24 protein-coding genes are annotated in these 23,943 nt (G+C 43.9%); 3 read left to right on the top strand and 21 right to left on the bottom strand.

The window, feature by feature from the left end; translation table 11 throughout:
- The first annotated feature begins 53 nt into the window (after positions 1–53).
- Positions 54–182 carry a DUF3667 domain-containing protein gene (locus tag CWE09_RS14325; RefSeq protein ID WP_198679578.1) on the top strand — a complete coding sequence of 43 codons (129 nt, stop codon included), beginning with the start codon at positions 54–56 and terminating at the stop codon, positions 180–182.
- A gap of 35 nt (positions 183–217) precedes the next feature.
- On the opposite strand, the gene CWE09_RS01965 is transcribed toward CWE09_RS14325, so the two are convergent.
- A complete protein-coding gene (locus CWE09_RS01965) occupies positions 218–421 on the bottom strand; it encodes a helix-turn-helix transcriptional regulator (protein ID WP_126802226.1) in 204 nt (67 codons plus the stop codon).
- Positions 418–849 (bottom strand): hypothetical protein, encoded by a 432-nt coding sequence (locus CWE09_RS01960; RefSeq protein WP_241974282.1) that lies wholly within the window; start codon positions 847–849, stop codon positions 418–420. The genes CWE09_RS01965 and CWE09_RS01960 overlap by 4 nt, the downstream gene beginning before the upstream one ends.
- A gap of 485 nt (positions 850–1,334) precedes the next feature.
- Between CWE09_RS01960 and CWE09_RS01955 the strand changes: the two genes are divergently transcribed.
- Positions 1,335–1,529 (top strand): type II toxin-antitoxin system VapB family antitoxin, encoded by a 195-nt coding sequence (locus CWE09_RS01955; RefSeq protein ID WP_126802225.1) that lies wholly within the window; start codon positions 1,335–1,337, stop codon positions 1,527–1,529.
- Complete coding sequence (gene vapC, locus CWE09_RS01950) at positions 1,526–1,924, top strand: type II toxin-antitoxin system VapC family toxin (protein WP_126802224.1); 399 nt, start codon at positions 1,526–1,528, stop codon at positions 1,922–1,924. The genes CWE09_RS01955 and vapC overlap by 4 nt, the downstream gene beginning before the upstream one ends.
- Before the next feature lie 159 nt (positions 1,925–2,083).
- Here vapC and CWE09_RS01945 read toward each other — a convergent pair whose 3' ends face one another.
- The 19 genes from CWE09_RS01945 to betB form a co-directional block, all read right to left on the bottom strand.
- Positions 2,084–2,521 (bottom strand): hypothetical protein, encoded by a 438-nt coding sequence (locus CWE09_RS01945; RefSeq protein WP_126802223.1) that lies wholly within the window; start codon positions 2,519–2,521, stop codon positions 2,084–2,086.
- 34 nt (positions 2,522–2,555) lie between these two features.
- Positions 2,556–3,812 (bottom strand): S41 family peptidase, encoded by a 1,257-nt coding sequence (locus CWE09_RS01940; protein ID WP_126802222.1) that lies wholly within the window; start codon positions 3,810–3,812, stop codon positions 2,556–2,558.
- Positions 3,813–4,235: 423 nt separating this feature from the next.
- Positions 4,236–4,679 (bottom strand): hypothetical protein, encoded by a 444-nt coding sequence (locus CWE09_RS01935; RefSeq protein WP_126802221.1) that lies wholly within the window; start codon positions 4,677–4,679, stop codon positions 4,236–4,238.
- 192 nt (positions 4,680–4,871) lie between these two features.
- On the bottom strand, positions 4,872–5,342 hold the full coding sequence (locus CWE09_RS01930; protein ID WP_126802220.1) for a lysozyme inhibitor LprI family protein: 471 nt from the start codon (positions 5,340–5,342) through the stop codon (positions 4,872–4,874).
- Positions 5,339–6,484: an AAA family ATPase gene (locus CWE09_RS01925; protein WP_126802219.1), complete on the bottom strand. Its 1,146-nt coding sequence runs from the start codon at positions 6,482–6,484 to the stop codon at positions 5,339–5,341. Before CWE09_RS01925 ends, CWE09_RS01930 begins: the two co-directional genes overlap by 4 nt.
- Positions 6,485–6,793: 309 nt before the next feature.
- The gene (locus tag CWE09_RS01920) at positions 6,794–7,225 is read right to left on the bottom strand and encodes an acetyltransferase (protein ID WP_126802218.1); all 432 of its coding nucleotides are present in this window, start codon (positions 7,223–7,225) and stop codon (positions 6,794–6,796) included.
- A gap of 81 nt (positions 7,226–7,306) precedes the next feature.
- Positions 7,307–8,371, bottom strand: a complete 1,065-nt coding sequence (locus CWE09_RS01915) for a sensor histidine kinase (RefSeq protein WP_126802217.1) — start codon at positions 8,369–8,371, stop codon at positions 7,307–7,309.
- A gap of 93 nt (positions 8,372–8,464) precedes the next feature.
- Complete coding sequence (locus tag CWE09_RS01910) at positions 8,465–9,115, bottom strand: hypothetical protein (RefSeq protein WP_126802216.1); 651 nt, start codon at positions 9,113–9,115, stop codon at positions 8,465–8,467.
- A gap of 117 nt (positions 9,116–9,232) precedes the next feature.
- Complete coding sequence (locus CWE09_RS01905) at positions 9,233–9,466, bottom strand: hypothetical protein (protein WP_126802215.1); 234 nt, start codon at positions 9,464–9,466, stop codon at positions 9,233–9,235.
- 312 nt (positions 9,467–9,778) lie between these two features.
- Entirely contained in the window at positions 9,779–10,474 is a 696-nt protein-coding gene (locus CWE09_RS01900; protein WP_126802214.1) for an aspartate/glutamate racemase family protein, read from the bottom strand.
- Between the two features lie 10 nt (positions 10,475–10,484).
- The gene (locus tag CWE09_RS01895; RefSeq protein ID WP_126802213.1) at positions 10,485–10,673 is read right to left on the bottom strand and encodes a hypothetical protein; all 189 of its coding nucleotides are present in this window, start codon (positions 10,671–10,673) and stop codon (positions 10,485–10,487) included.
- 38 nt (positions 10,674–10,711) lie between these two features.
- Complete coding sequence (locus CWE09_RS01890; protein ID WP_126802212.1) at positions 10,712–11,983, bottom strand: hypothetical protein; 1,272 nt, start codon at positions 11,981–11,983, stop codon at positions 10,712–10,714.
- Between the two features lie 117 nt (positions 11,984–12,100).
- Positions 12,101–12,925, bottom strand: a complete 825-nt coding sequence (locus tag CWE09_RS01885; protein WP_157982786.1) for an alpha/beta hydrolase — start codon at positions 12,923–12,925, stop codon at positions 12,101–12,103.
- A 258-nt stretch (positions 12,926–13,183) separates the two neighbouring features.
- Complete coding sequence (locus CWE09_RS01880) at positions 13,184–13,612, bottom strand: hypothetical protein (protein ID WP_126802210.1); 429 nt, start codon at positions 13,610–13,612, stop codon at positions 13,184–13,186.
- Positions 13,613–13,698: 86 nt separating this feature from the next.
- The gene (locus CWE09_RS01875; RefSeq protein ID WP_126802209.1) at positions 13,699–14,208 is read right to left on the bottom strand and encodes a hypothetical protein; all 510 of its coding nucleotides are present in this window, start codon (positions 14,206–14,208) and stop codon (positions 13,699–13,701) included.
- Between the two features lie 226 nt (positions 14,209–14,434).
- The gene (avs2, locus tag CWE09_RS01870; protein ID WP_126802208.1) at positions 14,435–18,919 is read right to left on the bottom strand and encodes an AVAST type 2 anti-phage system protein Avs2; all 4,485 of its coding nucleotides are present in this window, start codon (positions 18,917–18,919) and stop codon (positions 14,435–14,437) included.
- 664 nt (positions 18,920–19,583) lie between these two features.
- Positions 19,584–20,822, bottom strand: coding sequence for a BCCT family transporter (locus tag CWE09_RS01865; RefSeq protein WP_241974281.1), 1,239 nt, complete (start codon positions 20,820–20,822; stop codon positions 19,584–19,586).
- On the bottom strand, positions 20,780–22,468 hold the full coding sequence (gene betA / locus CWE09_RS01860; RefSeq protein ID WP_126802207.1) for a choline dehydrogenase: 1,689 nt from the start codon (positions 22,466–22,468) through the stop codon (positions 20,780–20,782). The genes CWE09_RS01865 and betA overlap by 43 nt, the downstream gene beginning before the upstream one ends.
- Complete coding sequence (gene betB / locus CWE09_RS01855) at positions 22,468–23,931, bottom strand: betaine-aldehyde dehydrogenase (protein ID WP_126802206.1); 1,464 nt, start codon at positions 23,929–23,931, stop codon at positions 22,468–22,470. Before betB ends, betA begins: the two co-directional genes overlap by 1 nt.
- Positions 23,932–23,943 lie beyond the last annotated feature (12 nt).

Below are 23,943 nucleotides of genomic sequence, written 5' to 3'. Positions count from 1 at the left end.
ACATTTCTCTCGTACATGAGTTTTTCGGCGAAATTGGCAACTGGGACTCGCGAGTGATCCGTACAATGATGCCTTTATTATTGCGTCCTGCCTTCCTGTCACGGGAATATGTTGCCGGCCGACGCCGCCCCCTATATCCCGCGCCTGCGACTTTATCTGTCGCAATAACAACTCAGGGTTGAAATTCATTTGTTTGAAATTATCAGCAAATTTATATTTATTGAATAGTGGCTTCGCCCTGGAAAATGTCCTCTATCGACTTTTCAAATAAACGAGCTATTTTAAACGCAAGCGGTAAACTTGGATCGAATTTACCGGTTTCAATAGCATTTATAGTCTGACGAGAAACTTCTAGTTTAGTAGCGAGATCAGCCTGGGTTAAGTCCCTTTCAGCACGAAGTACTTTTAATCGATTTTTCATTGGTACCTCCGGTAACCCACAAAAATTGCAACAAGATATGATACTGCAATCAGAATGACCAGATGTGCTATTTCTGCATCAATCGAAATGATATTGCTTGCATTCAGCAGTGCATAGCCAATGCCTCCTATAACCCCAATTCCCAGTGATATGCCCATAGCTTCAAGTTGTATTTTCTGCATCATCTCATCCAACGTTTTCAGGTGTTGGATATTGGCTACAATCAATCCGAGGCCGATCCCAAGGTTGAGAAGAATAGCGCCTACGGTGAGGAGCTGGTTTGAACCCCATATATAGTCAGGCCCAAATCTTGCCAGTGCTATAGCGGCTACCCAAGATACTGTCCAGATTGCAAGTCGAATAATATTGCTATTTGAACGAGCCTTCCAGTCACCCTTATCTGCTTTGTTCGCTTTTGCGTGATTCATTTGTAGACCTTATTTTACTTAAAGTTAAGCTTACTTTACATAAGGTAGAGGGCGGCTCCTTTCGTGTCAAGTCTATTTTACTAATAGAATGGTATACCTGACATTTATCGAGTAAGACGAAGGGGAGCGGGCGGCCGGCCCGACGGATTGCCTTTGAATACAGCTACAGGATCTGCCTATAGAATTCTTTGGGGTTATCAAGCTTTGATTCAGGAAAAAACATAGGCGTAAGCCTTGCCCAAAAAATAGCGATCGAACTAGCCGTGGGCCAATGATTTAGCCAGCTAGGTTTTTTATGTCCGGTTCATCGACTGGTTAAAAGGTCGGCATACAAATTCACGAATCCTTGGCAAAAATTTTCTGAAACAGGCGCTCAGATTCGTTGAGACTGTCCTCATAACGTGTGCGAGTTACGAGCGTCGTATTTGACGCGATTACTATGTGTATATATATTTAAATTAATACACATCACTGAGGTAGAGGCTATGCGAACCAATATTGAAATTGACGACAAGCTGATGAATGATGCGCTTAAAGCTACGGGTCTGAAGACTAAGAAAGAGGTAGTAGAGCAAGGTCTTAAGGCTTTGATTAAAATGAAAAAACAGGAGGGAATCAAGCGATTCAGAGGTAAATTAGAATGGTCGGGTGACCTAGACGACATGAGAAGTGCTTCGTGATCCTTGTGGATTCCAGCGTCTGGATTGACTACTTCAGCGGCAACGACTCCGCAGAAGCCGATTTTCTCGACCGCACCTTAGGCCACCGCGCAGTTGCTATTGGCGACCTGATATTCACAGAGGTACTTCAGGGGTTTCGGCGCGACAAGGACTACAAAGTTGCCAAGAGCCTTTTGGAGGAGCTTACGGTGTTTGAGCTTCTCGGGAAAGAAATGGCTATACAGAGTGCAGACAATTTCCGAAAGCTGCGTAAGAAAGGTATTACCATACGGAAGACCGCCGACGTTATCATTGCATCCTACTGTATTGAACATAACCTTCCGTTGCTATTCTCGGATAAGGATTTCCAACCCTTCGTAGAGCACCTGGGCCTACGAAACGCAGCACACACATAACGGGGTACGCCTGCATGAAGCCCGCAGCCAATCCATAAGCTATGAAGACGTAAGCTAGTGGTGCCGTCAGTGCAAATGCAGCCAAAAAAGCTAAAGCGGTTAAAACATACCTCCGAGCCTTCATGTGTTTTATCTCTTTATTCACCTGCCGCGCACTCTTCATCCATTTTTCTTATTCATAGCACGAAAACCAAAAAAACAGAATAAGCCAACGGCAAGCCAAACGAAGCCAACATAAAGTACCGTATCGCTAACTCTGTCAGGCTGTCTTAACCAAAGTTGTAACGGCAATATGCCTCGAATAGTACATAAACCAGCAATAGAATAAATACCGACACTCAGCAGCGGCAGTTTACGAATTAACCGTGCAGCTGATAAAGCGTAGGCAGCTAGAACAGCAAACAAAAAAGACACAACAATAGTCCCAAGTGGAGCTAGCAAGGTTCCGGATTTTGCAGATTCGATGATCGCATAAGGTGCCATTTGTGCCGCATAACACTGCGGCCCAAAGTAAATGCAAGACAGATGAGCAATGGCAGTGGCTATTGCGATTATTGCTACTATTAATAATAAAAAAACGGCGTGTTTAGTACTCAATGAACTTCATCCTTGGCAATGTATCAAGCCCCTTTCAGCGGTTCGGTCGCTGCGATGTATTGTTATCATTGATCTGATTTAACACCCAGCGTAACTGGGCATCTATTCCATCTCTATAATCTTCAATAGATACATCGACACTGGCATCCGGAGATAAGGCATCGCTATTGTTATCTTTAAAACGATACAAGCGCTTCGAATAAGTCACTTCCAATCCTGAATTTGGTAGGACAAGTTGCCCCATGTCCTGATAGCCTGATGGCCTCGCTCCGGTTGGCGAACCAACCAATTTTGCATTCAAAATTTGAGAAAACTGAGCTGCATTGCTCATGGCTGCAGAATACGTCACATTATCAATCAACACGTATACGCCAGACTTCCAATTAAGACTATCTGCAAGCACCAGAGCCTGAGCCAGTTTCAACCCCACAAAAAAATCGCCACCGTAATTGTCGCGCAGATCAATGATCAAATTCTCAGACTGCTCTCGATTAATAAAAGAAAGAATTTGTCTCGAAAAGGACTCCATATTGGCAACGGAGGTATATCGCCGAAACTTTATGTAAACCGTTTTATTGTTGCCTGAAGCGCCAAACCAGAGATCTTCACTCACTTCTTCTTTGGCTGTGAATACTGGATCATTGAAATGTGTAATCTCAAAATCAAGCAATGGTGAAGGTTGAGCTGAAAGAGTATGTACAATAAGCTTCCCTTCCACATCGAAGAAGGCAAACTGAGCGGTGCCATTATCCTCAATAAAACCAAGGCCATTTAAAACCCTGGCGTGAGGCAGATACTGGCCAACCCTCACGGCTTCTGAAAATGCATTTTCAGTAAATGGCGTCACTTCTGATACAAACGGTGCAATGTCAGAAACAGGCGTCTCGTTAATAGAAATAAGTCGAGAACCGAGCAAATCCTGATATTGCGCGGTTGTGCTCACTACATAAACATCCTCGCCAAAAAGCTTCACTCCCAGCGGGAAACGAGCACTCTCTATCCCCCACAACGGAAAGGATGTATGCCCGTCATTGATGCGGCTAGTGAGTTTCATGAGCTGCACCAGTATCTGATTCTTCGTTTGATCGGGGATGCTCTGTTTGATTCTATCGATTTCGTTGTAGAAGGACTCTTGTGAAAGCGTGTGAAACGGGTCGATATGATGTTTCACCAGTTGTTCAGCATAAAAATCTATATCTGCCCGCCAATCCGTAACATCCATTTGTGCGCGAGCACATGCCGGTAACAGCATGACCACCAACCAACTGATCACTATATATTTTTTGTACATCGGTAGAGCGCTCCTTGCTTGATAATGTTTCGCTTGCGGCGTCAACCTTCAGCAGTTTGTTAGGTTAATGTTTGCGCCAAAAGGTATAGTGCAAATGCAATCATTAAATTACAGAATATGGGTAGCATCAGAACATAGACCTTTCCCATAAATAAATTGCCATGGACACCGTTGTTAAACCCTTTTCGTCCCTCTATATCGCTTGAAAACTCACGGTTCATATCGCTCGCTACCTTCAACATTTTTCGGTAGAAAGGAAAACAGATAAAAAAGCCCATGCAAAGGCAAATAACAATTACTACCGCATTCACAAATAACCTCCGATAAGTAACGCCCAAGCATTCTCTAAACAACGAAGTTATTGTCCAACACAGACACGAAGTGCCAGAGCGATGCCGTAACGACTTATTAAGCTTTTATTTTTTATTGCCAGCCAAAATGTAGTCTGACCGCTTTCGCTGTTTGATTTATGGGCAATGACGTTGAGTTTGGAAAGCGTGCTTCATTTGCGTATATATGATTTGTACCAACTTGCCCTAAAACTGCCACCTTAACAATATTCCAACCTTGAGCAGAAAAATAAGATAAGTAACTTTTTGCATCAGGATAAAGTAGGGTGTTTTTTGAATTTGCATTAGGCCACAGACAAAAAATCACGAAATTACAACCCGTATTGGTGGCCTCAATTAAGAAGTCTTTAGCCTCTGTTTTTGACTCTTGTAAAGAAGAAACACGGGCATATATCTGAATTTGCGAGCTATTATTTAGAAGGATGTTTCGCTGATTACGGTTATAACAACCAGTCAATGAGCGAATTACCGATGACTTTCGAGCGTTAGGTTTACCAATAATTACGTATGCGTCCATCTATTCCTCCTTAGTAAGCCTAACGCCCGTCATTAAGGGCTCGAAAAACGCGCGTCCGACGACCGCAGAGAGCGAGCTTAATGGCTTGGTTATATATAAACGACCCAGGATAATCTTTACGTATATGAAAAATCGCCGTCACTGAATCCCCCCGTAATTGTCGCGCAGAAAAGACGGCTACTCTTATCAGTGCTAATTAACAAGCTGCTCATGCCAATGTTTCAGCAGCAGAGCGCGACTGCGAGTCATTGGCAAAATAGTGTCGAAAACATCTGATGCTCTCATCGCCATGAACATCGTACCTTGTCGTTCCGCATATCTTTTATCAAGCAAAAATGAATTAAAATCGATTGCCGACTCACGAGCATCTACCCAATCGACTTGGGATTTTTCTAACATAGCTAAATCCTCCGACTCAAGCAGAGTAGCTAGCTGGTTGTAATAGTAATCTAATTCTCTATCCCAGTTACTATGATGCCTACTAAAGCAATCTACCACTTTCGAACCACCATAGGAATTATCCAAACAATCACTTAATAAGTTTTCCAGATACGTATCAAATAATGCTATCGATTCAAATTCCTGCAATTTCTTTTCTGATAATGCAGTTGCATAGGTAACTGTTGGCAGCAGAAAGAGTGCATAGAAAAATATAAATCTCATGCTATACCCCTAGCGTCATCTGATGATAATCTCGATAAATCCGTGTCTTCATTACTTTCTATTTCTGACATCCGCTGTGCGTGATTGACTATTACTTTTTCGTACACATTCCTTATGTAGCGAGCGTTTCCGAATCCGACTTTCCCATAATCCTTATTCTGTTCTATAACTTGCTTCAATGAGCTCAGTAACGCAGTATCCATTTCGTAACCTGATTGCTTACACATTAATAAGAAAATTTGTAATAGTTCCTCTACAGAGTAATCTTCAAACTCAAGAAATCTATTGAAACGCGAACTCAGTCCAGGATTGGACTTTAAAAACTGGTCCATTTCAGATTGGTAGCCGGCGACGATGACAGCAAAATCACCGCGGTTATCTTCCATTTCCTTTAACAATACATCAATCGCTTCCTGTCCAAATGCGTCATCTCCTTTAGTCAGAGTATAAGCCTCGTCAATAAACAAAACACCACCCATGGCCTGCTTTATTATTTTCTTGGTTTTGGTGGCTGTTTGCCCTAGATATCCGCCAACAAGATCCGCTCGGTCCACCTCAACAACATGACTATTTTTAATCAGGCCATATTGATGATAAAGCTCTGCCACTTCACGAGCGACAACCGTTTTTCCTGTGCCAGGATTGCCAGTAAACACCATATGCAATCCAATCGGATTAGTTTTATTTCCTGCTTCTTCGCGGCGCTTCGTAATTTCTATATAGTTTCTCAACTTAGCGAGCTCTGCTTTGATATGGTCTAATCCTATGAGCCCCTGCAATGGTTCAGTTGGTTGTTCACCGCTCTCAGCATTTACTTGAATAGCTTCTACTACCTTTAACTTATCTTTCTCTGACAGTTCTACACTTTTATCTCTACCGGGATTTTTACTACTTTTATGGCCATCTGAACTCCAGAGTATATCTCGAACTGCATGGTAGCCTACCATCACAAAAACAAAAATATACAAAGCCTTAGTTAACCATCTGCTTTCATAGTCAGGAACTAAATAGCTCGCCCAATTAACACCAAATAGCGTCAAGAACAATCCAGTTGAAAATATAGAAAATGCAATCAGTAATAAAACCTTATCAAAACGAGATGTAGCAGCTGCTCCATTTTGATTATGTCCCAAGTCACTCATGATGAACCTTAATTTAATTATTGTAGGGCGTTACTATCAATTTAGTGTCGCAAAGAGCATTTATTAACTCCACAGTGGAGAAATACACTGATAAATAAAGCAAGAGGATGTTATGGCGAGTGCAATAGCCCATTCCCTTGAGCAACGGATGGAGCGACATTAATGTAGTGTATCGCTAAGCCTAGTATCCATACAGCTTGTTTTTATGTTAGCAACATTACAAGAGTCGTTTAGCAACTGCAACTGCAAAGCAAACGATGGGACTAATTACGTTTATTTAGGATTAAGCAGTGCCCTATAGATAAAGTTTTATAGCGCCATATGCAACAGTGGATATGGCTTACCCTGTCCATCAACTGGTGAGCGACCTATCACTTTAAAGCCAATATGCTGGTAAAAGCCCAGCGCCTGCTCGTTTTGCTCATTTACATCGACCTTTGATGCGCCCTGCTCCTTGATAGCATGGGCCGCTAACATGGCGCCAATGCCTTTACCGCGTGTATCAGGGGAGATGAACAACATCTCAATATTACCGTCATGTATGCCACAAAACCCTTGAATCTCACCGTTACCGTTTTTAGCGCACCTTAAATCAACTGCTTCAAAATATTGCTCCAGAATTAACGGCTTTAACTCCTGTAGGTCATCTTCAGCCAGAAAGTCATGCGTTGCCCTGACCGACGCTTCCCAGACTTCTATCAGCTTAAGGTGATCTGCTTTTTCTACGATCTCAATATTCATCACTAAACCCGATTGAAAGTTTAACGCCTGCGTAATAGGCGCGAGCTGGCGAGCGTCCTAATTGACGCATTTGTTACACGATTACCGCTCATAGTTAATGACTTTCACATTGCCTAACTGCTGCTCAATTAGCTCTATCGCCCTATCGGATAAATCCGCCCCTACAAATACATAGTCTTTGTCTTTAGGTAAATGATTCGCGGCAATCATGGGCAACTTGAATGCGTCACTAAGTGCAAAGTATCTTGGAAAAATAACATAGACAGTTTTACAAAACTCAGCAACAGATAGGTTTATCCCTTGACCCCACAATAGTTCTTGGGGGATCTCTATACTACAAGGTGTTAATTCTATTATTTCTTCCGGAGAAGATATGACGGAGAAAATATGATGATTTTTAAATCCATCATTATGCGACGAGAAGTACACCGATCTATTGTGGTGATTTATAATCTCATCAATGGAATGAAATCCTCCGCCTTTTCGAGCTTCATACAATAGATCTGTTGACTCATAATGAGAACCATCATCAGTTAACTTAATTGATTTTGTAGAAATATCTAAAGTTACTTTGCTAGCTTTACCATGCTCAAAAGCATTCCTAACTATTTCAATTAGGGCATCTCTTATTGCCCGGGTTGGTTTTCTGCCCCAAATCTGGCTCAAGCACGCCCTCGACAAGGCTTGTCCTATAGAGTGATTCTCTTGGCCGAGTGATTCAAAACCTATCTTTGTCTCTGGCAGAGGGATGTTTATAAAATGCTCTGGAGAAAGTTCTATTCGGCTACCAAGCTGCTGCCACAATTGAGCCCTGACTTCTGCAACCTCTCTCCATGTTTTCAACTGTTCAACAGTGTATGTTGACTCATCTGTGTCAATTAATTTTCCATGCGTATAACACATCCATATACCATTGGAAATGTCAGAGAGTTCTTCATCTGTGGCATCTAATTTTACTCTTCTAGCGCTAGGCCCATCCGCCGCTGCATAAATATGGCAAGCCATTCCCGTCTTGCTTATGCTCGTTTTTGACTCTGAGCTAGGCCCTTCTGTAACTGCATCGCAATTAGGGAACGAGCACGAGTTCCCAGCTCTTTTGGCTAAAGCTTGTTTTGTTGGTTCTTTGAAATCTGATCTATTTGTCATGTCGTATAACGCCCAAAGCAGGGGCATGTTTTTGCGTTTTGAGCGCAGCGAAGCAAAAATATGTCCCGCTGCCTTGGCTGGTTATGTGCTTTTTCATTCGAAGAATTCCTTCAGAATTGTACGTGTACCTACTTTTTCCCATTTATCAGGCTCGAAATTAGGACACCAGTCACAGTCGTTCTTTACAGCAGATGCCTGAATCTGATCAGCAGAAGAAGATGGATGACCTTTTTGGAACCGAAACCGATTTTTCAAGAAACTGCAAGGAAACAGATACCGAACAATCTCAACTTCCTGTTTTAAGCTTGGTTTATCTACTAGCCGTATCGATAGCGATAGCCCTTGGTGCTCAAGGTCGTCAGAATAAGGATCATCAATCACGCTGTGGCAGTGTGCTTGATAGTCTCGACATGATTGCGACTCAAGGTAACAGTTTATCACCTGTGCCACATGATATGAATTTTGTAGAAGCTTACCTCTCGAGAATATCTGGACACCTTTCCAGGTTCTCACGTAATCCAATATTGCAACTGCTCTACCAGCATCAGCTTGGTTCGCGCCAAAGCAGACAAAGTACGTTGGTTTTCCGCTGATCTCTGCAATTGCGTATCGCTCTGCCCCTTCCGCAATATTTAGGACCAGAGAAAAATTCTTTGATGTGCTCTTCGGAAACACAAGAACGAGCATATACCGAAGTGATGCATCAAATGGATCAACCTTATTCGCAAGTTGCTTATCAGTCACGATAAAACCTCATGAGCACATAACGCCCGAGCACAGCGGCACGAACAAAGTGAGTGTCCAGCGCCGCAGGCGCGTGCTGATGCGACTGGTTATGTGAACGACTCAAATGAACCCGCCTCATCCTATTAAACTGTCGATGCCATCAACTTCAATAGTTCGCTTAACTTCTTCTAGCGCGGCTGAATCGGTATCAAATTCGTCGTCCCAAACCAACGAGCTATTTGACTCGTCGATAACTTCCAACATCCAGCCACCTTTATCTCCACGATAAATATCAACCTGGATAGTTTTGCCATCCACGGTGATTGGCTGCGACAAAGGGCTCATTTCAAGTTCAAACTCTTCTGTCATTATTTAACCTGTATACGATAAATAGTTCACATAACATGTGTATAGTGTGCCAGCACAGTTTGTCAGCCGTGGTTTTCGGACAAACGAAGTGTAAGGTAGTTGAAATAGCGAATGGTTTTAATTGAGGGGGCTCATTCCTTTGGAATACAAATTGAGCAGGCTCGTTTTGTTTTTTCGCTACGCCTGATATCCCTGGCACTGTTATTATTATGTTATTGACCTTACTGAATTTAACCTATCTCTGCAATAGCAAATCATCACTTGGTTTTTGATAAACGAGCCATCAGTAATATTTCAAGTCGCCGTCCTGTTCTAAGTTTTACCCAAAGCATACTGCACTGCCTGCTCTGCATGTATTTCAGTGGTGTCATAGAGTTGGATTTCGGTATCTGAGGCTTGGATCAATAAGCTAATTTCGGTACAGCCTAGAATCACACCTTGAGCGCCGCGTTCTGCCAGTGAGCTTATGATATCCAGGTAAGCGGCTTTTGAATTGGTGTTTATTACGCCCTGACAGAGTTCGTTGAAAATCACCGAATGGATAAGTTCTCTTTGTGGCTCATCGGGGACTACCACCTGAATGCCGTGCGCCTGGAGGCGGTCGATATAGAATCTTTGTTCCATGGTGAACCGGGTGCCGAGCAAACCGACGCAGGTTACGTCATCTTTTTTGAGTGTCTGGGCGGTGGCGTCTGCGATATGCAGCAGTGGAATACTGACGGCTTGCTGGAGTTCGTCGGCGACCTTATGCATGGTGTTAGTACACAGTACTAAAAACTCAGCACCGGCTTGTTCAAGGGCCTGACCAGCTGCATTCAAGATCTGTGCGGTGGCCTGCCAGTCGCCCTGGTGCTGTAATGCCTCCATCTCAGCAAAATCGACGCTGTAAAGCACAAGCTTAGCCGAATGGAAGCCGCCAAGCTGGTCGCGTACCTTTTGATTGATCAGTCGGTAATAGGTCTGAGTGGATTCCCAGCTCATACCTCCGATAAGACCTATTGTTTTCAACGAAAGCTCCCTAGCGCCGCTCGGGTAATTTACCCAGCAAGGCGATGATCAAAGTTGCGATAGGCCCCAGCAACAGTGAAATGAAAAACCAGGCGAGCCCACTACGGTTCTTACTTTGCGCAAGTACCGCATTGATAAGCATCAAGGTACCCCACCCGACATAAAACTGGTTGCCAATAACGACGTATTCTGTGACCACGTGAATATCCTTACCTTTTAACTTAAAACTATTTATAGCTATTCAACAAGGCTACGTAAAGCTTGCTGCTCTGCCCCTAAAAGCTCAACCAGCTTAGCATGTGCCTCCGGGGTTAAATGCCCTGCCGCGATTTCTAAAAACAGGTCTTCTGATGCTTCACCACCATTATCAACCGCGTCGCTATAATCCCGCCACAATGCGAATATATCCTTGTCCTGGTTAACCAGATCGCGATGCATAGCCTCAAACAATACAAGACCACAGCTGTAATGCAGGCGTGAATTGGCTGCTGCCGCCTGATGAAAGCTCATGCCCTCACTGACACCTTCTGTGCAGGCCGCTGTGGCGCTTTTCAGGGTTTGCTTCAGCATGTCATGGCCCTGTTCAAAATGCTGCATGGCAAGGCCAGCAAAGAGCTCGGCAGAGCCTTCATGCAACCATGCCTCGTGCGGCTGGCTGCTATAGGCTTGCTTTTGATACAGATGCGCGGCTTCATGAGCAAAGAACCACAGCGTGGACTCGGCCATCGACTCATCAACAAAACCGTACCAATGCATAAACACCTGGTTCGGTAACACTCCGCCCTGGTGGCCATAACGACCATCGGTGGTTGGACTGAAAGACGCATAAAGCTGAGGTGTGGTTTCAGGTTGGGGTAAATGCTCGGCGAAAAACGTCATCAGCTCTGGCAAATGCTCCGCCATTAAATTACGCAGTGCTTGAGGTAATTCAGGGTCAACCATACTGATGAAAGGCCCGTCATCTTGAGGCTTGGCATCTCCCACATAGATTTTCTGGCCGCTATCAGAATCCATCCAACTGGCCGAGCCTTGATAACGTTGCCCGTTCACAATAACGTATTCATCGGCAGCCAGCTCAATGCGAATTTTCCATTTTGTGTGGTCTTCTGTGCAGTGCTCTGTGCAAGCAAAAAACCGCCCGCTATGCACCAGCATGCCGCCATCAGAAAACGGCGAGAATGGCGCATATTCTTTATCCAGTGCAATGTAGGTAGGCGTCAGTTCAGCTTTTACCTGAGTAAAATAAGCACCGTCTTCACGTCTTAAATACTCGCGATCATTCTCATACAGGATTTGAAATGCGTCATTGAGCTCCCAACGTTGCGCCCGACTCTGATCAGGACTGCGATGAAGCTCAATCTGCGACACCGGCTGAGTCATGTCATAACGCACACTCCAGTTGCCATCGCTGGCTTTGCTTAAAGTGGTGGTGAGATCATCGTTAGCAACCGCGGCCTCTGAGGCCAGCGACATTAAAAGTGCTGAGGTAGCGAAGGTAAGAGTGTGCATGCATGGCACCTGTGAATGTTTTAACTAGCAATAAACTAGCAAAACTCCCCTCGCCTGGCATGCATTCAGTGCGCGATTATTGTAAGTAACTGTGTCGCTGATTAAAGCCTTACGTCGTTACAGCGCCACGACTTGCTCGACAAATTGGCGGTACACTGCGTTGAACTCTGGATGCGCTGTTATGTTACCGTGCCGTCCGCCTTCAAAAATATGAAGCGTCTTAACATCGGACTTCGAGTTATCAAACAATCTCTTAGATAAGCGGCTAGGGGTTTGATTGTCATTGTCGCCGACTATAACCAGCAACGGAGCAGTCTGGTTTTTCACAACAGCCAGGTTATCGACCTGTTTTAGCTCATCAGCAATCGTTACCTTAACAAAAGGCTTTGCATACCAGGGTATTAGCAGCGAGGACCATTGTTCTACGTTGGTCGCCGACCCTTCGAGCACCAGGCCATCCAGTGTTCTCTGACTTGCTACATGACTCGCCTCAAAGCTTCCTAAAGAGAGTCCATGCACAATTAAAGTGCCCTGCACTGAGGATCTTACGTGGTCATAAACTTCTACAGCATCGTCCATTAAAAGTGACACTGTCGGATTGCCCGGACTCTTACCATACCCACGCCGATCGAACATCACTAGATTCACATTCGATTCAGTCAGGCGTTCAATGAGCCCGCCACCCTGAGATGGAATATCAAACTGGTTCCCACCAAAATAAAGGATGGTCACCGAGTTTTCGGGGTTTGTCACTGACACCCCATAACTCAGCGAATCATCACGTCTTTTAACTTCAAATTCCTCGAAGGTGTATCCTTCAGGAATAGATTCTTCAATAGGTTGCGTATGAGTCGGCCGGATGAGCATAGACTCATCCAGGTGAATACTGGCACATCCAGACAACACCAGCATCAAACATATAAAAATACCTTTTTTCCACATAAATAACCTTCCTTGTGTCATCGAACTGAGCAAAACAGCGCTTTCTCAGGGGCGTCAAACCGACGCAATTTCTTAAGTGCTCTCTCCGTCAGGAAAAAGCTGGTTATAAATTCCGTTTTAGCGGAGGCAACTACAGTTTTGAATTCGAGCTATATTTCCGAACACGATATATCTTTTTTTTCTATCGCCGCTCAGCACGCGCGGCTTCGGAATGGAGGCGCAGCCGCCATGTAGTAGACGTCGCCGCGACTGGCCTGGTTAAGCCCCTTCGCGTAATAAGCGAAAGAGCTCAACACCTGCATTGATTAACAACCCCATCGACGCTATCAATAAACCTATGACGGTGTACTTGTTGGACTTTTTCATCTGACGATGTTCTTGAAGTCGCCTCTGGAGCTCCTCCGCCGCTTTGAAGGATATACCCTCATCGTAGGGATAGAAAAAACAACGGTTTTCACGATTCTTTTGGCAAACTATATCCTGCAGCGGTATACCATTATCATTGAAGCGTTCGTCCCAAACTTCTTTTAGGCACCTAAGCGAATACATGTCTGAAATACATGAAAAATTGCCCTTCTTGAGCTCATAACGTTCTTTGCTTCCGATGAAAAACGGCACTCCTTCACCATGGGATTGGTGAGAATGCTGCTTGCCCAAAAAGTGACAGTTTGCACATATTTTATCCATATTTGAACAGTTACACCTTTGGCCTAACGCAGCCAGCAGCGGACTTGAGGTCCAGGCCACGCAGTAGCCGTTGCTGACTGGCCTTGTTAAATATTAAACACACCAACCACTTTAGAAAAAGCTAGTGTGAGGAAACCAAGCATTAAGGCCCAATTTCTAGCTTTGAAAAGTCGTTGTGCCAACTTTGATTCTGAACTAAACGCTTGATCAAGCATGCTAAGTACCGACTGCATGTTTTCCACCCTAATTTTTGCATCCTCAGCGGTGATTATTCCGCCGTTATCCTGATCGTTTGATCGACCAAGCGATACAATTCTGCTCGCTACATTCTTCATTTCCTTTGCTTCACATTGTTTTAACGTTATTGTCTGCAAAGATAAATCAATTTCAAGCCGCTTGATTCCGACAATCAACGATACAACCAGACAAATTATTGAAATGAGTTCAAATGTATTCTGTGAAAAAGCGATTTCTTCCGGGACATAGCTACTTCCAACGTATGCGAACAACGCAGCAACCAAGCCGACAATATAGTAATCATATTTTAGTTGGGCATCCTTCCAGCTTTTCCATGCTTCCAAGCTACGCTCAGCCATCTACTTATTCCTATTTAACGCCCGCCAACACAGGCCGAGCGATAGCGAGGTCCAGCCCGCGTCTTTTTGCGGGCGATTGTGCTTGGCCTTGTTATGCTTGTTTAATGTGCATATTAAAAAATTACTGCTGTCTTTCTGCAGCCAGCTCAAGTTGGTGGTTCTTAAGTATCACCCCTTTTTATTACCAATTATATATGCTATCTATCATTCAGTTCTTACATTATTTTTATCGCGTTGAGTAATTTTTATGACTCCCTTTTAGCTGATTGTTGTAAAAATAAAACGCTCCACTAAACTCCTGTCGGCCATAATGATGATTGGAGGTGAGTGAGCCACCTATAACACCTTTCTCACCCAATAATGTCCAAACTATTTCGAGGTCATTTTCCTTTAACATCGTTAAAAATGGTTCTTTTTTTACAAGTAAATGAGCCTTTGACGCGTGTAAAGCTTCGACCGCAAAACAAACTATAGTTCCGTTTTGATTCTTGAAACTACCTTCCATTTCTCCATTTGTTAAGCCCATCTTTTCGAAAATTAAATTGCTAGGTTTTAGAAAACTCAAAGTTTCTATTTTTGATTTATCGAACTCTTCTTCCCACAAATAATTAACAGAAGTAATACTTACGTCAGCTATCTTTGCTCTGGAATCTTGATCCGATACAGAGGTCCAATCTGAACCACCGTAATAGTCTGATTTGAAAAACTGAAATGCTTCGGACCAATAGAACTCTCTATTAAATAATTGGTATCTGTCACTGCCTTCAGGCATCCATCTGCCCATGAAATGTTGATTTGAGGCCCAGTCCTTAAAATTTTCAAATTCTTCTACTTTAACAATATAACTTCTGATATGACTCCAAACCTCTTTTCTTGGATGCCCCCAATCTTCATTGCCAATAATTTTGGGTTCTTTCCAAGATGGATAGCTTTCTAATATTAACCATTCATCACCAGTGTTGTCTTTAACTTCAATCAAACCATGTGGATTAGTTATTGTAGTAGGGCTTTTAACCCATTCTTCATAAGAACAATCCCAATCAAATACTTCATCATTAAGCCACCACATGTCTTGATTGCTTACCACATTGGTTCCTGTTTCCTTGAGTAAGATCGTAGGATCTATATCTCTTACGTAAGGCTCCCATGGGCCTTGATATGGGCTTACCTTTCTTTCATCACCATAGCCCTCAAATCGAATGAAATTATCAGCTAGCTTTGCCATATATTCATAATAAGCAATCCATTGATACTTCTTACCAATTCGCTCTTGAAATGATTCTCGACGACCACGGCCAGATCCTATTTGTCGGTCAAAATCACCATGTTTGTCGGGATCCCAACCTAGCTCTAAAACACGATTGAATATAAAACGCTCTGCTATTCTAAGATCAAAGTGTTTATCCGTATCCAGTAAATTATTATTGTGATCAAGGTACGGCTCTATATCTTTCTCAAAAACATTTAATAAGTCGTCTGGCAAAGACTTCTTAAACAATTGCTTGTTCGCGTTTATTTCATCCTGCTCTTTTCTGCCTATTGCGCTACCAAACCTAATTGTAGTGTCACCAAATGTAATTTCTTCGGCCTTGTCATCATAAATGATTGGATCAGTGGCTGCATAAAGCTCTTTCTGGGTATCAGATAATTTACTTTGGAATGTTTTAAATATTTGCTTACGGTCGACAGGTATTTCACCAAACTTGCAACCTGACCAATCCGAGTGATTGTGATTTGTTCCAATCGTATATCGAGAGAAGTCACCGCCTCCCATAATCGAGCCCCAAAGTGTCCAATAGGGGTCTCTGTCATAAAGGGACTTTAATTCTTCTTTTGAAGGAATTTCATCAGGCCAACTACTATTATATGGAGGTTTAGTTTTAGCCAGTTCAATATCGTCAAGAACCAGCCCGGAGTGAATAGCAAATTCGATGATTTCTCTCGCATAATCTCTGAGTAAAATATTTGGATACACATATTCAGTACAAAATACTTTGTGATAAACAGTTTCGGCTAAACATTTTAATTCCTGAACATTATCAGTTCGCAATGTACAGCCTAACGCAACTGCAAATATTCTTTCCCAAACATAAGGGTCATTTACCCCATCAAACTTATCGATTACTTTTGTCAAAACATAGATTCTATTTTCTAGTAAACTCACTAAAGCCTTGGTAGAACAATCGCGAAGCTCTCTATTACTCGACGTTAAAAACCAACATAAACTAGTGGCCACCAACTCGATTGACTCGTCTGAAATGTAGCTTTTATCTGTCCTAGCCCACGCCCAATCTATTAGATGCCTAAATGCAGAGTCTTCACTATATTTATATTTGAGTTTTGTCGTCCAAAATGCATCTCGATCGGCTAAAGAGTACTGCATTAACCAACTATGCAAGAAATTAGCATTGAAGGGGTGATCAACTAACCCTGAGATTGAGATAATTGCTTCTAGAAAATGATCAAAGCTATTGTTAAACTTAAATACTTGCTCATTGATAAAAGGTTTTATTTTTTCGAAATCAATGGCATTGATGTCTCGCCAAAGCAAACTTTCAATAAATGCTTCTAGTAAGTTATGATTCTCACTAAACTCAGGCAATAATTCATATAGCTCTTTCCCAAACCTTTCTGGTAGTTGAATGGATAGTGCCTCAACTATCCCCGAGTGTCTGTAAAAGTCAGATTCATCTTTAAAATAGCTTTTCAGGCGACCATCAGTTTTAAATTCATTTTCGATATTTTCAACATCGTCTAATAAGAACTTGACTGTTAAGTGATCATCAAACCTTTCAAAAGCCACATACACCACTTCCTCGGTAGAGTTATCATCATGTCTAACTATGCCTTTAGTCAGCAATCCTTCATCAATTAAGGCGCTAAGAAAAGTTTTACCAGTAACATAATCATTAACAACAGATTGAACCGCCGCATGAGCATCTTTAAGTGAAATATTGCTACTACCAATACTCAATTTAACTTTTACTATTTCGTTGAGGGCGTCTCTTACAAGGGGGAAGCCGGGGTCGAACGCGTATTTTTTGGGTGATGCTAATGACTTATTTACTCCTTCCACTAAAAAATTCAGAATATTTGAAATACCATTAAATCCAACAGGCACTCTAGTTAAGCCATTTTTCTTAACCCCCTCACACAACAATTTAAGAAATAGAGGGTTTTTAAACTCTGGGTTAAGATTTGGTGACGAAGGTCTCTCTATGTTGTAGTAGTCATAAAATAAATTAACTGCCTCCAACTCGACATTTTGAAATCCAATATGCTCATGAACTTCAAAATTATTGCGTTCCAAGTTCTCATCTGAAATTGTCACATTTTTATATGTTGTTCTGATTGACAAGGTCAGACCTAGCCATTCAAACTCCTTGATTTCATCCACAAAACTGTTGATGTTATCATTCCAGAATTTGTTGCCATTTCCTTCATTTATAGCATCAATAAAGATTAAGACTCTATTCCCTGCTTTTTGACCCAATAAATTCAACTTTTCTAGGAACTCACGAGAAGTAACTTTAAGCTGTAACCTCTTAAAGATTTGTGACCAAGGCGATTCATCTAAAGTAAGCTGTTGACCTAGAATAAATAGAGAAGGGTGACCCGAGGCAATTCGATTTTTAATAACGTCAGCAAGTAAATGAGATTTACCTATTCCAGCTTTTCCTTCGAGAAGTAAGAAGGGGTTGTTAGCTAACTTGACTGTTAATGAGTTAATAAATGAAAGTAGATTATTGCACGCATAATCAAGCTCCCGCAGCTCTCTCAAAGTAGATGAATACTTATCGCTGTAGTGATTAGTTTTATCTTCTTTTTTGGCCTTTTCCCGCAACTCCCACAGTACTGATTCCGACTCATTAATGGCTTCATGGCATCTGGAAACACTATCTATAAACTCATTCGTTGGAACTTCACTTAATTTAGGAATATCCATTTCTTTATAGAGGTTAGAAATGTTGTTTAACGACTCAGCTATTGCGGATAATTGTGTTGCAATTTCATCACATTGGCGAAGTTTATTACCTTTTATAAGAAAACTATCGATATGTGAATAAAACATATCAGAAAATGCCTGGGTCCGTCCAAGGCCCTCAAATACCTTGGCAATCTCAAGTTTTAAATTTAGCTCAGGTGTATATCGCCCTCCTAGATCGGCAATTGCCAGTGCGTTTTTTTCATTTAACCAATCATTGCTCAACTGAAATGTTAACTTCTCATCTAATGATTGCAGTATGAGCTTTACCTGTAATATTTCATTACTGATATCGAATATTTTTTCTTTATAAACCTCTTCAAAATAAAGTTTTTTCAACTTTTCACAGTTATTTATCTTAAGCGTTAAAATCGCATAAAAACGCTCAAGTTGCTGTTGCGTTGGAGGCAATACATTTGGGTATTCATTAAACTTATCAATCAATTCCGATTTGTCAGGTAACCCTCTAAATAAGACATATTCATTCAGGACGTCAAATAACGGCTGAGAGTGATAAAATGGAACCTTGTCTGAATCTATTGGGTATTCAGCTTCAAACTCTAAAGTTGTTTCCTCAATAAGCTGATAAAGCCCGTCTACATACCTGTGCTTTGGAAAAAAAAGATTGCGAACATAACCATATCCCTCTTGTGTTATGAATTGGTCTATGAATTTTGTGGCAACGTAATAAGTTACTCCGCCAACTGCTATTGTGACAGGTTCCATTTTTATCGATCCTACATTCATATAAATTTGTTAAAGCCTAGTGACCTCTATGAGATACTACATTCCACTGCAGGAGAAAAAAACAGAGGTTGCTGCTATTCGTTGCTTGGTATTTTCGTAGCCTTCTCTATCTGTTTTTAAATTGCGAGTTTCCGACCAAAGCTTTGTGTCAATGTATTAACCTTGATCAACAAACTGAAAAATTATCGAATCTAAATTTCTCTTTGCAATGTTAGATACAGGCTCACAAAGCGGTATGACTGAGTCAAAAGGTTCAAGCTCCTAAAACTTGGCTTGAAAAATTGCTCAATGGACTGCAATTTTCCTTAATTTTTTAATTTAAGCTCGAGCATTCTATTTTCTATAAGGCATAACATTTTAATAGTGTGCCAGCACGCTTCCCCTGCCTCGCATATAAGGCTAAAACGACTCCAGATAATTGAAATAGCGAAAGATTTCTGATGGCGAGACTGTATCCCTTGAGAAACAAAATGAGCTTACTCATTTTATCCATTCACTATGCCTGATATCCCTGGCGATGTTGTTATTATGTTATTGACCTTACTAGACTTAACTCGTGGTCGCAATAGCAAAGCGTGCTGGCGGTCTTTATTCAGATATGGGTATTACGGGGTGTGGATAAACTAAAGAAGTAGCCTTGTGGCTACCTCTTTAGTTTCATAAGAACATCGGCGGCGGGTAATTGTGCTCGTTTGTCTGATTTTGCCAGGTAGATGGCGCAGCAGAAGCCGATGCCTATCACTATGGCACCTACCCATTGGATACGTATGAACTGCAGACCGAATAAGGTGGTCAGGCTCATCATGAGTGTTGCATGCAGCAGTATGTACCTGGGTTTGCCGTAGCGGGCTACGGTCAGGTTGAGGTTGTCTGAATATAAACGTATCAATGAGTCGAGCGAGTTAAGCACGAACACTATGCCGACGGCGACCATGGCCAGGTTGATAGCGCCTGAGGTGTCGATGCCGTTAGTGTAAAACAGATAGAGCACGCTAAACCAGAGCGCTAATGAAATGGACGGCCAAATCAGCATGTGCAGGAACAGCGTGATGGTGCGCATATTGCCGACAAAACGTGCGGTAAACTGCCCTATCATGATGCTCCAGGCGAACCACCAGAACAGGTAAAAAGCGTGGTAGTCGTTAATGGGCAATACAAACTCATGTAAGTGGGCGAAATAATCGGTTAACAACGGCAATGTATTTAAGTAATCGCCGGCGTCTATGCCTGGCTGCATCATGGCGTAGGTGCCAAGGCTGATGGTCAGAATGAAAAACAAACCGCCGGAGCTTATGCTGAGAATTTTGACAAACTTAAGCTCAGTACTTGAATACACCGCAGCCAGTATGGTCAGTCCAACAATGGCTAAATAGATGTAGGAAAAGTCGTTGTCCCCTGCCAGGGCTGGCAGATACCAGCTTAAGTTGGCAAACAGTAAGTGCGCGGTGAAAGCACAGGTGCCGATAATGACAATGTTATTGAGCCATTTTACCCAGGTGATCTGAAAGAACTGCAGCTTAGGTTCCAGTGCGCAAAAGTAGAAACAGGTCAGAAAATAAATCGCCCAGATCATAAAGCCCCAGAAGCCAAACTCAATAGCTAAGGGATTGGCAAAGGCGTATTCGCCGTTTTCCTCAAGGTTGTCATACACCGGGAATTCGGTGAGCGGGAACATGATCAAACCCACATCCAAACCTGAGGTAAACAAGATAGCCACAAACACCCAGGTGGACACCGGTATTTTGCCCTGCAGTGGCAATTGGCCCCAACGCAGCAGAATAATCACTACTATGGTTAAAGAGCAGATCATGCCCACGCCTACCAGAGTCAGCATATCAGTTACCCACGCGCCGGAGCATTGGGCCGCTGGCTGTGTTGCCACTGAGCATCCAGCGCGACTTCAACTTCATTGGTGGCTGCTGGTGTCTGCTCTTTAATCATATCGGCGGCTCGTTCAGCCAGCATAATAGTGGGTGCATTCAGGTTACCGTTGGGTATGGTCGGGAAAATCGACGAATCCACAACCCGTAAGCCCTTAATACCATGCACCCGGGTCTGGTTATCGACTACCGCCCACTCATCCTCTACTGAGCCCATTTTGCAGCTGCCACAGGGATGATAAGCGCTTTCTACCGACTCTCGCACAAAGGCATCGATTTCTTCGTCGCTAACTACTTTGGCGCCGGGCTGAATTTCTTCGCCGCGATACGGGTCCATCGCAGGCTGAGCAATGATTTCCCGGGACAAACGCACGCACGCTCGAAAGGCTTCAATGTCGTCCGGATGCTGTAAATAGTTAAACTGAATTTGCGGGGCTGTGGTGGCCTGGTTGGATTTGATTTTCACCCAACCGCGGCTTTTCGGTTTGTTGTGCCCGATATGCAACTGAAAACCGTGCCCGGCAAAGGCTGAACGGCCGTCATAACGCATGGCCGCAGGCAAAAAGTGGTATTGCAGATCCGGCCATTCAATACCGGCTTTGGAGCGAATAAAACCACAGGATTCAAAATGATTGGTGGCGCCGAGACCGGTTTTAAATAACAACCAGCGCACGCCTATGGCCAGTTTGCTGAAAGGCCCCAGCTTGCTGTTTAAGGTCAGCGGCTGACGGCACTTGTACTGGAAGTAAAATTCCAGATGATCCTGCAGGTTCTGCCCTACTCCAGGCAGCTGGTGGCGCAGCTCGACGCCGGCTTGGTCCAGGGTCTCTTTGTCGCCAATGCCGGAGAGTTGCAATATCTGTGGCGAACCTATGGGGCCTGCGCTCAGAATGACTTCACGGCGGGCCTTTACGCTGTATTGCTCTTTGTCATGCTGAAAACGCACGCCGGTGGCCTGATTGCCTTCTAATAACACCTGATCTACCTGCACGCCGGTTTGCACGTGCAGATTGGGTCGTTGCATGGCGGGTTTCAGGTAAGCGTTGGCGGCAGACCAACGGACACCTTTTTTAATGGTCATGTGCATGGGGCCGAAACCCTCCTGCTGCTTGCCATTATAATCCGCGGTTTCCATATAACCGGCTTCCACCCCTGCCTTGATAAAGGCTTTATACAAAGGGTTCTGCATATTATTGCCGTTATTCACCGCTAAAGGACCGCCCTGATTGCGGTATGCATCGGGAGTAAAAGCCCAGTCTTCGGCTTTTTTGAAATACGGCAGGCACTGCTGATAATTCCAGCCTTCCGCGCCGCTGGCCTCCCACTCGTCAAAGTCTTTAGCATGACCGCGCACATAAACCATGCCGTTAATAGACGAGGACCCGCCCAGCACTTTGCCCCGTGGGCAGTGCATCTGGCGGTTGTTTAAATAAGGTTCGGGTTCGCTGTGATACTGCCAGGCGTACTTTTTAGTGTTCATCGGAATCGACAAGGCTGTTGGCATCTGAATAAAGATACTGCGATCAGAGCCTCCGGTTTCCAGCAAGAGGACTTCGCAATTGGCATCTTCAGTCAGCCGATTGGCCAGCACACAGCCGGCCGAGCCGGCGCCGACAATAATGTAATCGTAATCACTGAACTGCAGCATTAAAACGGACCTTCCAGTGGCTGCATGCCGACATAGACGGACTTGGTCTGGGTGTAGGATTTCAGCGTTTGCACGCCGTTTTCGCGGCCAATACCGGATTGCTTGTAACCACCCACCGGCATTTCTGCAGGTGAATTGCCCCAGGCGTTGATCCAGCAGATACCGGCTTGCATCTGAGCGATGACCCGGTGCGCCCGGCGGATATCTTTAGTGAACACCCCAGCGGCCAGGCCAAACTCGGTGTTATTCGCCCGTTGAATGACGTCATCTTCATCGGTGAAGGTCAATACAGACATCACAGGACCGAATATTTCTTCGCGGCAGATGGTCATCTCATCGCTGCAGTTGGTAAATACCGTAGGCGCTACAAAAAAGCCGTTCTCACAACCCTCGGGATGCAGCTGAGTACCACCGGTCAACAAGGTCGCTCCTTCCTGCTTACCGGTTTCAATATAATCCAGCACGCTTTGCATGTGTTTTCTGGAGATTAAGGCGCCCAGGTTGGTCTTAGGATCCATAGGATCGGCGGCGATAATATTGCTTTCAGTGCGCTGCACCAATCGCTCAACAAAGGCGTCATACATAGACTCATGCACAAACACCCGGGTGCCATTGGTGCAGACTTCGCCCTGGGTGTAAAAGTTGCCCATCATGGCGCCGGTCACGGCTTCATCCAGATCCGCATCGTCAAAAATAATCATCGGCGACTTACCACCCAGCTCCATGGTCACGGCTTTTAAGCTGCCGGCGGCAGCGGCCATGACTTTTTTACCGGTGCCAACTTCGCCGGTTAAGGACACTTTGGCAATGGCTGAATGATTAACCAGGTATTTACCCACATCGGCATCGCCCTGTACGACGTTGAAAACGCCATCAGGCACTCCAGCTTCGCTGAATATCTGAGCCAGCATAGCGGCGCCACGTGGGGTTTCTTCAGACGGTTTGAAGATCATGCTGTTGCCAGCCGCCAGAGCTGCGGCGGATTTCCAACAGGCAATTTGTAAAGGATAGTTCCAGGCACCAATGCCCAGACAAATGCCCAGAGGTTCTTCACGGGTGTAAAAGAAGTCGTCGCCCACGCTTTGCTGTTCGCCCATTAACGAAGGACACAAATTAGCAAAGTACTCAATGGCGTCGGCGCCGGTTTGCACATCTACTTCGCAGGCTTCCTGCCAGGGTTTGCCGGTATCCAGCACTTCCAGGCGGGCCAGCTCGTCGTTATGTTCACGCAACAAAGCTGCTGCGCGTTGCAAAATACGGGCACGTTCAATAGCGGGAGTGGCTGACCAGAGTTTAAAACCTTCGGCCGCACTGCTTAAGGCAGCTTCCATCAGTGGCTCATCGGCCTGCTCTACTGGGTAAATCATCGCGCCGGTGGCGGGGTTGATTACGTCGAAAGTAACACCACTTTGCGTACTGGCAAACTGGCCGTGGACATAGTTTTTAAGTAACTCAGTAGACAACACAAACTCCCG

It is taken from the genome of Aliidiomarina minuta (genome assembly GCF_003987145.1).
Lineage (GTDB): Bacteria > Pseudomonadota > Gammaproteobacteria > Enterobacterales > Alteromonadaceae > Aliidiomarina > Aliidiomarina minuta.
This window is presented reverse-complemented; position numbering and strand designations above follow the sequence as displayed.

Bases quoted from the DNA above. Each gene is read 5' to 3' on its own strand.
- CWE09_RS01965 (WP_126802226.1), bottom strand. From the start codon at position 421: ATGAAAAATCGATTAAAAGTACTTCGTGCTGAAAGGGACTTAACCCAG.
- CWE09_RS01960 (WP_241974282.1), bottom strand. From the start codon at position 849: ATGAATCACGCAAAAGCGAACAAAGCAGATAAGGGTGACTGGAAGGCT.
- CWE09_RS01955 (WP_126802225.1), top strand. From the start codon at position 1,335: ATGCGAACCAATATTGAAATTGACGACAAGCTGATGAATGATGCGCTT.
- CWE09_RS01940 (WP_126802222.1), bottom strand. From the start codon at position 3,812: ATGTACAAAAAATATATAGTGATCAGTTGGTTGGTGGTCATGCTGTTA.
- CWE09_RS01935 (WP_126802221.1), bottom strand. From the start codon at position 4,679: ATGGACGCATACGTAATTATTGGTAAACCTAACGCTCGAAAGTCATCG.
- CWE09_RS01930 (WP_126802220.1), bottom strand. From the start codon at position 5,342: ATGAGATTTATATTTTTCTATGCACTCTTTCTGCTGCCAACAGTTACC.
- CWE09_RS01925 (WP_126802219.1), bottom strand. From the start codon at position 6,484: ATGAGTGACTTGGGACATAATCAAAATGGAGCAGCTGCTACATCTCGT.
- CWE09_RS01920 (WP_126802218.1), bottom strand. From the start codon at position 7,225: ATGAATATTGAGATCGTAGAAAAAGCAGATCACCTTAAGCTGATAGAA.
- CWE09_RS01915 (WP_126802217.1), bottom strand. From the start codon at position 8,371: ATGACAAATAGATCAGATTTCAAAGAACCAACAAAACAAGCTTTAGCC.
- CWE09_RS01905 (WP_126802215.1), bottom strand. From the start codon at position 9,466: ATGACAGAAGAGTTTGAACTTGAAATGAGCCCTTTGTCGCAGCCAATC.
- CWE09_RS01890 (WP_126802212.1), bottom strand. From the start codon at position 11,983: ATGCACACTCTTACCTTCGCTACCTCAGCACTTTTAATGTCGCTGGCC.
- CWE09_RS01885 (WP_157982786.1), bottom strand. From the start codon at position 12,925: ATGTGGAAAAAAGGTATTTTTATATGTTTGATGCTGGTGTTGTCTGGA.
- CWE09_RS01880 (WP_126802210.1), bottom strand. From the start codon at position 13,612: ATGGATAAAATATGTGCAAACTGTCACTTTTTGGGCAAGCAGCATTCT.
- CWE09_RS01875 (WP_126802209.1), bottom strand. From the start codon at position 14,208: ATGGCTGAGCGTAGCTTGGAAGCATGGAAAAGCTGGAAGGATGCCCAA.
- avs2 (WP_126802208.1), bottom strand. From the start codon at position 18,919: ATGGAACCTGTCACAATAGCAGTTGGCGGAGTAACTTATTACGTTGCC.
- betA (WP_126802207.1), bottom strand. From the start codon at position 22,468: ATGCTGCAGTTCAGTGATTACGATTACATTATTGTCGGCGCCGGCTCG.